The sequence below is a fragment of the Vibrio sp. VB16 genome, assembly GCF_015594925.2.
GTDB lineage: Bacteria > Pseudomonadota > Gammaproteobacteria > Enterobacterales > Vibrionaceae > Vibrio.
In genome coordinates, this window is record NZ_CP087591.1 from 732,546 (window position 1) to 746,196 (window position 13,651).

The following is a 13,651-nucleotide window of genomic DNA, read 5'->3' on the forward strand; positions in this document are numbered from 1 at the left end:
TAACACCTTTTGATAGCTGCGATTTGATCTCTTATGAATTATTGAACAAGCATGAAAATCGAAGGTTGGAAATAAAGCGAGAGTAGAAAGAGGTCTCACTGGGCAAAACGAAAAAAAACGCCGATTGATTTGCATCATCGGCGTTTAGTGTGCGTTGACTCACTTACTTCTTAGTGGCTGCAGCTCTATTTCTCACGATATTACGTAATCGAGCGTATCTCTCAGCAGAACCCTGGCTGGCATCAGAAGGGTTGTTCGTACGAGTTTTACGGTCTTTGAACGCTGGTTTGCTGTGCATTTTCTGCAATAGTGCATCACGGTTTTTTGGCTCGTACCCTGCTTGCTCTACACGTCGAATCGTATGACCAATCAACGACTCTACTTGTTGCAACGTCAGTTCTTCTTCACGGCTGACAAAAGACACAGCGTGTCCTTTTTGGCCAGCTCGACCTGTTCGGCCTATACGGTGAACATAATCTTCTGCCAAAAATGGCATATCGAAATTCACTACGTGCGGAAGGTCTTTAATATCTAGGCCGCGAGCAGCCACATCGGTTGCAATCATCACACGCGCCTTGCCTTCTTTAAACTCGTCAAGCGCTCTACGACGGGCACTTTGTGCTTTATCACCGTGACATAGTACCGCTTTAATGCCGTCCAGCTTGAGTTCTTTCAATAACATATTGGCCGTTTCTTTGTAGTTCACAAAGACCAATACCTGTTTCCAATTCTTACGACCAATAAGTTCAGATAACATCTCATACTTTCTTTCTTGGTCTACTGGGTAGACAACATGTGCGATAGTGTCTGCCGTCACGTTTTCTTGAGCTACGGATACTCTTTTCGGTTGATTCAACATTTCAGCCGCTAGTTTGTTCATTTGCGGAGAGAACGTCGCCGAGAACAGCATAGTCTGTGGCTTCGTTGAAACACCAGACATAATGGTTTCAATTGATGAAATAAAGCCCATGTCTAACATACGGTCGGCTTCATCGAAAACCAAAAACTCAAGGTTCTGTAGAGAAACACTTTTCTCATCCAGATGCTCAATTAGGCGACCTGGTGTTGCCACTAAAATGTCGACACCGTTCTTTAGTTTTTGAACCTGAGATGACATTTTCCCGCCACCATAAATGGCAGCAACACTCAATGATGTGTACTTGATATAATCTTCAATGCTTTGCGCAATCTGTGCGGCCAATTCACGAGTTGGTGCAAGAACCAGTGCTCGTGTTTGAAATTGGTTATTAACTTTGGTCTTGTCTAATAGCTGCTGAATAATTGGCAGAGCGAAAGCGGCAGTTTTGCCTGTCCCTGTTTGAGCATTCGCTAAGATATCGTACCCTTTACGAGCGAGTGGGATCGCTTTCTGCTGAACAGGAGTAAGTTTTTCGTAGCCGCACTCGGACAGTGCTTTCACAATTTCTGGAGAAAAATTCTGAGATGTAAATGACATTGTTGTGTTCCTAAAATTAAGCGGCTACGACCACGTAAAGCATAACCAAAAATACGGTCGCAGATTGTAGAACAAACTGTATCGGAACGGCAGACTTTTTACCAGTTCGTCGTAATAAGATCGAAAATACGACAATTTAATGGCAACAAGTCCTTTAGAGGCCATATTTTCAAGGTAAAAGTACTGTTTAACCACTCCCAACGACTGACAGTGTAGTGGATTAGAAAATTTGGTCAGATAGTTAGAGTTCTAGGTATGAAAAAACGTAAGTCAAATGATGCTTTGATGAAGAGTGTGTTCAATCGTTCGAAACACACAAAGGGGCAATTCTGAGTGACATCTACACCCAATTTAATTGTGCTCATGCTTTGAGTAGATTCCCTTTTTCAAGGGAATAACGCAATTATTGGCTTTACTATAGCGTCGCACCTAGCGCATTTCCGGGGGTAACATCCCCGCTCCACACATAACATAACCCCTTCCAAAAAAGAAAAGAGGCGTCGTTTTAGTATTGGTACTACCGTTTGTTTTTCTCAAAGACAAAAAAGCCAACAGACCGAGATCTGTTGGCTTTTCAAATTCTAAAACAACGGAATTTTAGTCGTTGTTGTTATCACGGGCATCGAAGTGATAATCAACATTGACGATAGCGCGGTAAAAGATTTCACCGCGAGCTTCAGAGAACTCTTCAATTGTCACAGCTGTGTCGTCTAGTTTAAGGTTAGAGACCGTATTCTCTCCAATGGGGGCCAATTTGAAGCGCAATTCAGAATGGCTCGCTGTTTCCAATGCATCAACGTAGTCAAACCCAGCTTCATATGCAGCCGCTTTAGAAGAGAAACTGGCTGTTGATAGATTTGCTTCACTATAAACCGTTTGAGTACCGGCAAATGCGGTTGCGCTAACGAGTAGAGTGGCAGCTAGAACTGTTAATTTTTTCATCTTATTTACCCTTAAAGTGTCTGTTAAAAATGAGTGACTATTTGTTGGGGTAACTGCCCCTCTCACTCGATGACGCTATTATTTACTATTTATACGTGACGTACATCACACATATTCGCCATTCATCATGGACAATTTAGCATCAATAAAATGAAAGTTTTAAAGGAGAGAAGTTTAGCGACAGAAACTACCAAGGACATACCCGAATATGAGGCGTGTTTCTTCAGTTATTCCGACACGATCGAGATGTCGTTTAAAAATCAGATCAATCACGTTGATGGGCGGTAAACCATTTAGTTTACTATCAATGAAGGACTTACAAGCTGATCCTTCATTTGAATGACAGAGTGCAAACTGTCACGGTTCTGGACAAAAATGCGTTAGGCATTTGTTATGGTTTACCAATTTCCGGTGGGAAAGTATAAGGGGAATGGGTAATACCTACGCACTTTGATTTGAAGATGTCGAAAATATTCAATCCTTATTCTTGTATCTGTATTAATTTGAGATCTTCTAATAGAGGATACAACTTTATGACTACAAGACTAGATTATTACAATGCAGCCCCCGAAGGCTTTCAGATTTTACTTGAACAAGAAAAGTACCTACGAGGACTATTTGAACAACAGCAAAATTTATCGATTACTTTATGGGAGCTGATGAAACTGCGTGTTTCACAAATAAACCAGTGTGCTTTTTGTATTGATATGCACAGTAAAGAAGCCATAAGAAATGGTGAATCTAAGCATAGACTTATCGGCCTAAGTGCATGGAAAGAGATGCCGATATACAGCGAAAATGAAAAAATCGCACTGCACTGGGCAGAGACAATTAGCTATGAAGGAAAGGTCAATGAACAAGATTATCAATTAACATTTGCAGCTTTTGGTGAACAAGGTGTGGTAACTTTAACTCTTGCGGTCAATGCTATTAACAGTTGGAATCGAATCGCTAAGATATTCAAACCTGAGATTGGTAGCTTATCTAGCTAATTATTGGAAGAATAATCACAACGACTATAATGGATTTTAGAATTGTAAAACCCAAGCAAAAACTATCAGACCATATTCAAGCTATATGGTCTGTTAAGGTTGCTAAAGGAACTTACAACCCTGTCACAAAACCTTTGTACTGTGATGGTGGCTCCGGCGTGATGTTCTTGATGCGGGGAGAGGTTCGGTTAGATGGCTCAACTATCAAACGAGCTATCACCTTTCAGCGATACAGTAAGAAAACCCAATTTATTACTTTGACTGAAGATACATGGCTATGTGGCATACGCTTTCAGCCAGGTATGGTTCCGCAATCACTTAATTCAATTTTTCCGATGCAGGGCATGAAACTACTTCATCCCCAGTGACAGATTTATTCATTCAACTCATACATCAAAATAGTCATAGTGCTCATATTGCTACGATCTATAGATGGTGTGTTCAGTATGCGGATCTAAACAATCCTATATTAACTAAACGGGCAATGCTGCTTAATCAAATCAAGCGTGGGAAAATTGGGGAGCAATTCCCGCACAATCAAAGGCAAATCGAAAGAAACTTTCTTCAATGGATTGGAATGAGCCCTAAGTACTTTCAACGTTTAAGACGGGTGAATTTTTGTATACTTGTCTTAAGGGAAAATCCAAACATTTCACTCAGTGAGCTTGCATTCGACCAAGGATTTTCCGATCAAGCCCACATGACGCGAGAATTTAATACTTTTGTTTTAACCACGCCGGGAGAAATAAGCCAAAAAATTAGAATAAAATCTGAGCGTTGATTTGTAAAAGCAAGCTGGCTTCTAGTTGTAGAGTATGTTTTTTAACTTGCCTTGGGGCAGAACCGATTTACAAGCTTCAAACGACATCTACCATTCAATTGGCTTCTGCTATCCCAAAACGACAATCAGTAACGGTCACATACAGAGTTTTCTAGCTGGTAACGACTCGAAATATTAACTTTTCTATCATCGTAGTTAATTTCAGCGAGAAAGTACGATAAGACAACGGCGCTCAGCAGGAGCTTAATTAACACTAGTCTGGATACCTATCAGAAGTTAAAAAGTCAGCCTACAGACCAGATGGGAAGTTGTCCATTAATGATAAAACTAACAGCCAAATGTTTGAACTACCTCTTAAGTAGACATAAGTCTGTCAGTTTTTTTGCTAAATTAGCAACCCAAAAATTAACTAGAGTGTAGTACAACTACTTAGTTAAACACCCTGATTTGATGACGATGATCTCTCACTGATATCTGAATACCCACGAGTTATTATTTGTTCATCTCAGTCTTTATCTTCAGCATTCTTTTTCCGAGCTCTTTCTGAAGAATATTTACGCCATGAGGCGTCATTGTATTCCACTGTTGACATTCCTTTCTCGTTCGACCGCAACCCAAACACCAAGCCTTAGCGCTTGAAAAATCACACGCATCGATACAGGGGCTTTTTTTCTTTTTCATTTCTAGCATCTCACCTTAATTCGTTCGTGCTCAAACGTACACGTTATCAAAGCTTAAGTAGTACTTGGTTAACGCTGGATTCTAAAATTCGAAGGCGGTTAAATTCTTCGAATAGGCGTTGTTCTATATTTTTGAAGTTAAGCGGCAGTGTACGCTGACAAATACCGTAGCTACTACCCAGTGTTTTATACCCCTTCCAACTCTTTATCCGCTCTCCCTCTAGATCCATAAATTGACGAATGAATTCAAACTGAGAAGGACAGTCTTCTTCAACGTGCATACACACTGGGAACAACTTTTGCTGAATCTGCGGCGCTTCGATAAACGTCTCAAAATGGATCCCACCTTGATTTTGATTGAACCAATTCAGTTTGTAGAGTTGAAGATAGTTCCCACGATTATAAATTTCCCAGCCATCATCAAACCAATTTTCCTGTAGGAGCATCTTCTCAAGATTACGAAACACGCCTTTTATGTCTTTCATCAAATTTATTCTCATTAATTACTTCGTAAATTTACACAAAACCCTGTGGTCAAACACTGTCTGAACACTTCCTGTTTGATTCTCGACCTTGATACCTAAGCGCAAGGTAACCGTGTCTGGGTGCATCTTTTCGACTATCGGGTTTTATACGATCTGATTTAACGTACTTTAATCAAGGTTGTTTACGCCAGACAAGGTATAAAACAAATAAGCCACCGAGTGCCGCAGTGACGATACCAACGGGTAGTTCTTGCGGGGCCAAAATTGTTCGGCTTACCAGATCACCAACCAACAAAATGACCGCGCCCCAAAGTGCGATTAGAGGGAGCGCCCGTTTATGGATTACACCTGAATAAGGACGAACAAGGTGTGGCACCATAAGACCAATAAAACCAACAACACCAGTGAGTGACACAATGGCCGCAGTGCAAAAGGCGCAGCAGAGAAAGATCTCTCTTTGCAACCGATAAACATTAATACCCAGCGATCGTGTTGTCTGTTCGCTGACCAATAAGGTATCGAGTTCACGATAGCGCTTGGCTATCAACACAACAAGGCAAAGCACGCCCACTGCCGCAAATATCAAATTATCCCAGCGAGCAAGCCCTAAACCGCCCATCGTCCAGAACAAGATGGAGCTTGCCGCCCGCTGATCGCCCGAATAAATCAGAAAACTAGTAATGGCACCAAATAAAAATGAGATGGCTAGGCCGCACAAGATAAGGTTGTTGTTACCCTGCTTTTTTTGCATTGAAAAGAGCACCATCACAGCGGTGGCCGACACGATGCCGCCGGTGAATGCGGCAATAGGAAGAGACCAAATGCCGAGTGCATCCCCTAGTTGAGTAATGATCAACACCGCGCCTGCAGAGGCACCGGAGGACAATCCAAACAGAAATGGATCGGCCAAGTCATTTTTGGTTGAGGTCTGGAGTAACGCGCCTACCATAGCAAGCCCCGAACCGGCAATGACGGCCAACAATGCTCTGGGCAACCTAAAATCTATCAGTATTCGGCTGGTCATATTCACCTCCTCATCATTGAAGGAACGCAACCCTGTTAGCACTTCCCTCAAAGACAAAGGCACAGACCCAAATTGTAAACTCAACATAAAAGCGAGCAGAATTGCAGCAATACCAACTAACCATGCCACTCGGTATTTGTTAAGTATCATCAAACCGTCAACTACCTTTTCACTTGTTGAGGAATAAACGCATTCGCGAGCTCCTCAATAGCGCCTATATTGGCAGGACCAGGCGTAAGCTGCTCATATCGTAACTTGACATAACGGCCTGACGTCACCGCATTGGTATGTTTCATTAACGGGTGCTGCTCAAGAAAATGTTGAAGTGAATCGGCACCACTTGCTGTTTGATAGTCGAGAAGGATAATGACATCAGGATTTTTACGCGCAACGTTTTCCCATGAGGTTCTTCCCCAACTGGTTTCCATGTTGCCAGTGATGCTCCGGCCACCCGCTGCTTCTATCATGGCATTTGGCATCGCGTATTTACCCGCCGTGAAAGGTTTGTCTTCTCCTGAGTCATACAAAAAAACGTTTGGTGGCGTATTGGTGTTGCCCGTACCATTTTGTTTTTCCGTTACTTTTTGCACTCTTGCTTTCCAATCTTTTATCAAAGCTTCAGCTTCTGATTGTTTGTCAAAAATAACCCCTAACTTTTTAATGTCATCGTAAAGCAATGCCATGCTGGCACCTTTTTTATTTTTTTGAGTATGAATGCAGCTTTCCGACAGCACTAAGGTGTTGATGCCGTATGGTTTGAGTGTTTGTGGCGTAACTTCACCGCCGACTTTCATTCCATAATTCCAACCAGCGAAAAAGAAATCGGTCTCTGCGGCAACGAGCCTTTCCAACGATGGATATTTAGGTGCTAGCTCAGGGATATCTCCTAGCCTTTCATTGAATGATGCCGACATTTTATACCAGCCAGTAATTCCGGTAACACCGACCATGTTTTCCTGGAGGCCAAGCGCAAACGCCATCTCACTCATATTAATATCGTGAACCACTGCGCGAACGGGACGTTTGTCAATTGTCAACGGGCTACCGCAATTATCAACGGTGACAGGGTATTGGGTATTGGTCGCGTTAGCGACAGAGAGTGGTAAAGCAAATAACAGAGTGGGGATCAAAGACCACTTCATTGGGCGGCTCCTATTAAAGATAAATGGTTGTGAGGTGATGCAGCTTCAAAATGATGAATCGTGCTATGCATCTGAGGATGGTTAAACGAAATAACCCGCAGTCCAAAAACAGGTGTCATGAAATCGTCTCGCATAAGAATATCGGGCGGCGCAAAGGCCACCATTTTTTGCTCAGACATCAAAAGAACATTGTCAGCGAAAGGCGTTACTAGAGGTAAATCATGCAGTACGACAACGGATGCAATACCTCGATGTTTAATGAGTTCCAGAAGCTCGAGGCGAGCAAGTGGATCGAGATGATTAGTAGGTTCATCTAAAAGAAGGAGTCTGGGCTCCTGAGAAAATGCTCGCGCAATACTTGCACGCTGTTGCTCTCCGCCAGAGAGTTCACCAAAATATCGATGACTTTTGTGTGAGAGACCAACATCTTCAATCGCTTGCTTAACCGCCCTATCATGCTCTTGCTTACTACAACAGAACATATGTGGCACACGACCCAGAAAAACATACTCATTGACACTCATGCGCGGATCAACATACTCATGTTGTGCTACTACTGCGACTATTTTAGCAATTTGTTGTCTTGGTAGATGATCGACTCTGTTGCCAAATATCCTAAGTTCACCAGATGCAGTTTGGTACTCTCCCGTAATGCCTTTTAGCAAACTGGATTTTCCACTGCCATTTGGGCCAATAATGGCGACACACTCACCCTCACAAACATCAAACGTGATGTCTGACACAGCCCGCCAATTAGCGGGGCCATTTGCGCATAGACGTTGTGCCGACAATACAGGCTTATTCAATTTTTCCATTGGAGGAGCCGAAGACATTATTAATTGTTATGATATAACATAACAATTAATAATGTCTTTTGTCAATGAATCGAGTGGCCAATCGGTCGAAATACCTAATGGGGCACTTCTGTTTTACGGAACGCCAACTGTCTCGGATTTAGAGAGATCCAATCCAATATCCACCTAGCTCATTAATGGAAAGAAATGTGTTATTAAATTCGAGAGACACCGCTTTTTGACCATCTGGTACATACCACAGCAATACATCACCCTCGTTCCCACGTCGGAGTGAAATGACCCCAATAGTTGGACAACCAATGTTGGTGCATTCAAGTCACTTATTACTAACAATGACAACGGATAGATGGATATTATTTTGATTCTCAAATTGAGAACACGATTTCTTTGTTAGAATTAAAACTATTAAAGTTATTAATATTCAACATGTTAAACAAGATTGACATTCTGGCATTGAGATTGCTGTTTAACCATACTGCTCAATAATATGGACATCGGTATGGAACAGAATACGCATCAAAAGAAATCCAAAAATCACTGCTTAATTTTTGATCCGATTCCGTTCTTCGGAGGTTCAAAGCTTGCCACTCAAGAAGCCCTCAACCAGTGTGATAACGAGTCCGTCTCATTCACTGTCCTTACCGTTAGCCCGACTTGCTGGGAGAGTGAGGTTTCATTAAGTACCCATCAAATAAAGACCATTCACCTTCGAATGCCTCCCCTTCTTTTCAACGCCAGTCACGGAGGACTTTTTTGGGTCAAGCAATTCTATTTTTCTCTCATGCTCTTCATCACTTTACTTCGTATCCCGCCCGTAAACACAGTGGTAGGCATGTCTGGTCCAGGCGTTGATATGTCGCTCTATCTCGTAAAGGTATTCTGGCGGTTTCCATTGATTCAACTTATCCATGGCCCTGTTGCGAAGTCTCGCTCCATTGGTCATTGCTTAACGAAAGCAGACGTCATCTTTGCGCTTGAATCCTGCCACCCGTCAATACAATCAGCGTTTAGCCATTATTTCGGTTGGAGAGTCCACGCTCATTCCGCACGGGAATTTACACAGTTTGCTCTCTCCTCTCCACACTATCTTTTTTTCAACAATGGTATTAGTTCAAATCAATGGCCGACTTCGTGTACCTATGGTGAACCGCGCCTTTTTTGGGCCGCATCTCTACTAAAATGGAAGGGGCTAGATACACTGATTGAAACTGGAAAACGCTTAGGCAATACAACCCCCATACCTACAGACATTTGTTATATAAAGCCGGAACGTACGCAGATCTCGATTACACAAGCACCGGTTCAAATCCCACTTTTTTCATGGCATAAAAACCCTAGAAACCTGGATGAATTAAGAGCACGAAACAATGTATTTGTTTCTACTAGCCAAAATGAACCCTTTGGCTTATCGATACTAGAAGCAATGGCCGCCGGTATGTGTGTTCTCATTCCCAATGACGGTGCCTATTGGGATAGTGTATTGACTCATAAGGTGGATTGTATCAAATACAAACCCAACGATTCTGAAGACCTTTTTCTCTCTATCCAAACACTTATTTATTCTCCTTTCTTGATTCCAGCTATCGGTCAAAAAGCAAAAAGTAAAGCAGAGAACTATCATGCAGAACAATGCTATAGAAAAATCGCAAAGGCCATAGTGCAACCGCACAAACAAATCACGAAAGGGGGTTAACGTGATGATCCGGTTATCAGTGCCCTCAGGTTTCAGGAATATACTCTATTACGGAATAGGTCTATTTCTGATGAAAGGTTTGTCCTTATTTATGTTGCCATTTATTGCCGCTAACCTATCCATTGAAGAGGTGGGTAAACTTGAAATCCTCGCCAGTATCGCGGCATTTCTCGGCCTGTTCATTAATCTATCCATGCACGAAGCGCTTTATCGTTATTCAGGTGTAGAAAATAGCCCGTTGAATAAGAAAAAAATCGCGGCACAAATCTACACGCTGACGGTACTCATTGCGTTACTCACTCTTCCTTTATTGCTTTTATTCTCCGGTTATTACCTTACTCAACTTACGCTTCTGGTTACGCACACTGAATTTTCAATATTAGCCTTTGGTTTATCTATCGAGGGGGCATTGGGAATATCGTTGGCGTGGTTACGCATGCAAGATAGAGCAAAGTGCTTTGTCCTTGTCACCGCCGCAAGCGCAATTCTACAACTGATATTGGTTATTATGGCGATACGATTAGACGCTGGTGTCTCAGGGGTTTTACTTTCCTCTGTTGTTTCACATGCAATTCAACTCGGTGTGCTTCATCGAATTAATAGATGGTCTTTCACCTTTCCTAGTGTTGAGAAAATGAAGACCTTTGCTCGCTATTGCCTACCACTGGCTCTTGCAAGCAGTATTGGTTTCGCCTTGAATGGTGCCGATAGATGGATACTTGCCTATTCTGGATCGCTGGCGGATGTTGCGGTGTACGCCATCGCACTGAAGTTTTCGTTAGCAATGTGTATTCTGGTTCAACCTTACGGCCTCTGGTGGATGCCCAAACGGTTCCAGCACATAGAGAACTTTGGTTGCCAATCGACGGCCCAATTGTCCCAATACGGTTTTGTCTGGATCGCTATGCTTGCCGCGTCAATCTCTTATTTAGCGCCTGTTTTTATCACCTTAGCGCTGCCTGAGGGCTATTCAGATTCAACCAAGTATGTACTGGGAACCCTCTCTATCGCACTGATGAAAGAGCTGAGCGAAATAGGCAATATTGGTCTCCTTTACCGTCGTAAAACTGGCACACTACTCGCTATCAATATCGTCGCTTCAACCGTAGGCGTTTCTGTTGCTTGGTTGCTCAAAGAGTCAGGCGTTTGGGGAATAATATTGGCCCTTAATATTGCTCAACTGCTTAAACTGATTCTGATATTCGCTCTAAGTCAAAGGTACTATTTCATTCCTTATCAGACTCGTCCTATCCTATTCATTTTTTCCTTCACCGCCTTGTTCATCCTAGGTTCCTATTCGTTGAACGGTTTAACCGCCCAAATTATCTTAACCATCGCCGCGCCATTCGTGATTTTAGCAACAGCCATTATCTCTGGCCTTATCCCTTCCATTTTTCTACCCAAATTGAACAATAGCAAAGAGCTCGGTCGTTTATGAAACTCTCACCGAAAACCCACATCCCATCCGGCCACCGTTATGCAGGCATAACACTTGTTACTCTGTGTTGCGCCGTTATATCGCTTATCTGGACTATCGCTCCCAACCCTGTTGTGGCCCTCATACTATGCGCTTTACCACTAGGGGTACTTTTTGTTATTAACCATATGTTTGGGTTGGTTTTTCTCTTTGTTATCTTCTCATTTTTTCGCATTCATGAGGTTATCCCTGTACTTTATCCATTGAAGATCCCGTTGCTATTATCGGCAGGTGCTCTACTTGCTCTTGCATGGCACAGTGTCATTAGCAAGACACTCACTCCCTATTGGCATCCCTCTCTTTCTTGGTTAGTGGCGTTTTGGGTTCTCATATTGATCGGCATCGCGCTTGCGTCAAACCGACCTATTGCCATTGAGTACTTTAAGAATATCTATTGGAAAATCATGATCATGACGCTGGCTATTATCTGGATAGTCAACCAGGCTAAATACCTTTCTTACATTACACTATTGATTAATTTTTCTGGTTTATTGGTGGGCAGTGTCGCCGTTTATAACTCAATAAATGGCATTGGTCTCGTGGAAGGCAGTCGTGTCACTATTGGCCGTGATATCGGTTCAATGCTCGGCGACCCAAATGATTTAGCACTCGTTTTGATGTTCCCACTCGCGTTCTCAATATCAACCTTTATCACCAAAAAAAATCCATTGATGCTTCGTATGTTTGCAATAGTCATTAGCGCCATACTTATCTACTCTATTATTGCCACGCAAAGCCGAGGCGGGCTATTAGGAACACTCGCCATTTTCTCCGTATTAGCATTGGGTAAAATCCGTTCAAAAACCTTGTTATTTTTCCTTGGTATTACCGTAACGCTATTTCTCTACTTCTTTGCCGGGATCTCAGAAAGAGCCTCTGGGGGTGCAGCTGAAATAGGCGTAGATGCATCTGCGATGGGTCGCTTATATGCATGGCAAGCCGCATTTCGAATGTCATTAGAAAATCCCCTAACGGGTGTTGGCCTCAATAATTTCTACTCAAATTATTTCTATTACAGCTCTCATTGGGATGGGTTGAACCACGCTGTACACAGCACTTGGTTTGGTGTGTTAGCGGAAACAGGAATGCTAGGTTTATTTGTATTCATCAGTTTCATCGTGTCTTTAATCAGAACAGCAAAGAACACCGTAAACAAAGTTAAAACACACACTTACCCAGCAAGTGTAGAGACCATGGCGAATGCCGTTTATGCAGGTCTAATTGGTACTGTGATCTCTGGTACTTTTTTAACTCAAGGGTTCAACTGGCCAATCTACATTCTTGCTGCGCTCACCATTTGTGTCGCTCAAATTGCTAGTCAAAATGAGAATTCAAAACAAGAAATTCTGTAACCAATTGATTTTATGCTTTTTATTAAATGGCACATTCTGTGAAAGTCTTATTGAAAGGAATCAAAAAAAGGCTTTATCATGATGACACTTTCCCCCAACAACCTGAAAAATTGGTTGAAGCAGAGTTCTAACCCATACCATCAAAAACTGTTCAGCTTGCTAAAAAGCATACGAACCTTCGATATGCCTACGCCTAAAGCTCTCAATAAAGCACTCTACTTCTTGCTCATTCTGACCAGAAATTTTTTGAGTAACGTGACTCGAATTTTTCTTTATACACCCGCGTTTAAAGGACGAGTGCATTCCTGTGGCAAAAATCTTTACCTTTACACTGGCATTCCATTTATCTCCGGCCCCCTATCTATCGACGTAGGCGAAAACTGTCGTATTTCTGGACAAACCACGTTTAGTGGCCGCTCTACTAGCCATAATCCTAGCCTCATTATCGGTAACAACGTTGGTATTGGTTGGCAGACCACTATGGCCGTCGGCACTCAAATCGTTATTGGAAATAATGTAAGGATTGCCGGAAGGTCCTCTCTATTTGGTTATTCTGGCCATCCATTTGACGCAAAGAAAAGAGCGGCTGGAGACCCAGACCTAAGCAATCAAACAGGCGACATTACGCTAGAAGATGATGTATGGCTGGGTTCAAATGTCACCGTAAACAAAGGTGTCACTATTGGCAAAGGCACCATCGTCGCCACCGGAAGTGTTGTGACTAAAAGCCTGCCTTGTTTTGTACTCGCCGCAGGCAATCCAGCAAAAATTATCCGTGCTATTGGATAGCACAGGCCTTCATATTATCGAAC

Annotated in this window: 14 protein-coding genes; 7 read left to right on the forward strand and 7 right to left on the reverse strand. The window is 42.5% G+C overall.

All coding sequences use genetic code 11. The annotated features are described in order from the left end of the window. Nucleotides 1–163: 163 nt before the first annotated feature. Together IUZ65_RS19755 and IUZ65_RS19760 are read right to left on the reverse strand one after the other, a co-directional pair. Nucleotides 164–1,456, reverse strand: a complete 1,293-nt coding sequence (locus tag IUZ65_RS19755; protein WP_195705736.1) for a DEAD/DEAH box helicase — start codon at nucleotides 1,454–1,456, stop codon at nucleotides 164–166. 597 nt (nucleotides 1,457–2,053) lie between these two features. Further along, nucleotides 2,054–2,398 carry a DUF3316 domain-containing protein gene (locus IUZ65_RS19760; protein WP_195705737.1) on the reverse strand — a complete coding sequence of 115 codons (345 nt, stop codon included), beginning with the start codon at nucleotides 2,396–2,398 and terminating at the stop codon, nucleotides 2,054–2,056. A 533-nt stretch (nucleotides 2,399–2,931) separates the two neighbouring features. Here IUZ65_RS19760 and IUZ65_RS19765 point away from each other — a divergent pair. The 3 genes from IUZ65_RS19765 (at nucleotide 2,932) to IUZ65_RS19775 (ending at nucleotide 4,171) form a co-directional block, all read left to right on the forward strand. After that, nucleotides 2,932–3,390, forward strand: coding sequence for a carboxymuconolactone decarboxylase family protein (locus IUZ65_RS19765; protein WP_195705738.1), 459 nt, complete (start codon nucleotides 2,932–2,934; stop codon nucleotides 3,388–3,390). A gap of 29 nt (nucleotides 3,391–3,419) precedes the next feature. After that, entirely contained in the window at nucleotides 3,420–3,758 is a 339-nt protein-coding gene (locus IUZ65_RS19770; RefSeq protein WP_229638254.1) for a DUF6597 domain-containing transcriptional factor, read from the forward strand. A gap of 209 nt (nucleotides 3,759–3,967) precedes the next feature. Beyond that, nucleotides 3,968–4,171, forward strand: coding sequence for a helix-turn-helix domain-containing protein (locus IUZ65_RS19775; protein ID WP_229638324.1), 204 nt, complete (start codon nucleotides 3,968–3,970; stop codon nucleotides 4,169–4,171). Nucleotides 4,172–4,663: 492 nt separating this feature from the next. Here the strand turns inward: IUZ65_RS19775 and IUZ65_RS19780 are convergent, their stop codons facing one another. The 5 genes from IUZ65_RS19780 to IUZ65_RS19800 all read right to left on the reverse strand — a co-directional run bounded on the left by IUZ65_RS19780 (nucleotide 4,664) and on the right by IUZ65_RS19800 (nucleotide 8,317). Next, nucleotides 4,664–4,852 carry a DUF1289 domain-containing protein gene (locus tag IUZ65_RS19780; protein WP_195705739.1) on the reverse strand — a complete coding sequence of 63 codons (189 nt, stop codon included), beginning with the start codon at nucleotides 4,850–4,852 and terminating at the stop codon, nucleotides 4,664–4,666. 46 nt (nucleotides 4,853–4,898) lie between these two features. Then, nucleotides 4,899–5,336 carry a hypothetical protein gene (locus tag IUZ65_RS19785; protein WP_195705740.1) on the reverse strand — a complete coding sequence of 146 codons (438 nt, stop codon included), beginning with the start codon at nucleotides 5,334–5,336 and terminating at the stop codon, nucleotides 4,899–4,901. A gap of 172 nt (nucleotides 5,337–5,508) precedes the next feature. Next, nucleotides 5,509–6,510, reverse strand: a complete 1,002-nt coding sequence (locus IUZ65_RS19790; protein ID WP_195705741.1) for a FecCD family ABC transporter permease — start codon at nucleotides 6,508–6,510, stop codon at nucleotides 5,509–5,511. 11 nt (nucleotides 6,511–6,521) lie between these two features. Continuing rightward, nucleotides 6,522–7,502 carry an ABC transporter substrate-binding protein gene (locus tag IUZ65_RS19795; RefSeq protein WP_195705742.1) on the reverse strand — a complete coding sequence of 327 codons (981 nt, stop codon included), beginning with the start codon at nucleotides 7,500–7,502 and terminating at the stop codon, nucleotides 6,522–6,524. After that, entirely contained in the window at nucleotides 7,499–8,317 is an 819-nt protein-coding gene (locus IUZ65_RS19800; RefSeq protein ID WP_195705743.1) for an ABC transporter ATP-binding protein, read from the reverse strand. Before IUZ65_RS19800 ends, IUZ65_RS19795 begins: the two co-directional genes overlap by 4 nt. A 499-nt stretch (nucleotides 8,318–8,816) precedes the next feature. Between IUZ65_RS19800 and IUZ65_RS19805 the strand changes: the two genes are divergently transcribed. The 4 genes from IUZ65_RS19805 to IUZ65_RS19820 all read left to right on the forward strand — a co-directional run bounded on the left by IUZ65_RS19805 (nucleotide 8,817) and on the right by IUZ65_RS19820 (nucleotide 13,628). Further along, nucleotides 8,817–10,010 (forward strand): glycosyltransferase family 4 protein, encoded by a 1,194-nt coding sequence (locus tag IUZ65_RS19805; protein ID WP_195705744.1) that lies wholly within the window; start codon nucleotides 8,817–8,819, stop codon nucleotides 10,008–10,010. A 70-nt stretch (nucleotides 10,011–10,080) separates the two neighbouring features. Then, complete coding sequence (locus tag IUZ65_RS19810) at nucleotides 10,081–11,448, forward strand: lipopolysaccharide biosynthesis protein (protein ID WP_195705745.1); 1,368 nt, start codon at nucleotides 10,081–10,083, stop codon at nucleotides 11,446–11,448. Continuing rightward, entirely contained in the window at nucleotides 11,445–12,839 is a 1,395-nt protein-coding gene (locus IUZ65_RS19815) for an O-antigen ligase family protein (RefSeq protein ID WP_195705746.1), read from the forward strand. The genes IUZ65_RS19810 and IUZ65_RS19815 overlap by 4 nt, the downstream gene beginning before the upstream one ends. Nucleotides 12,840–12,917: 78 nt before the next feature. Continuing rightward, a complete protein-coding gene (locus tag IUZ65_RS19820; RefSeq protein ID WP_195705747.1) occupies nucleotides 12,918–13,628 on the forward strand; it encodes an acyltransferase in 711 nt (236 codons plus the stop codon). Nucleotides 13,629–13,651: the final 23 nt, after the last annotated feature.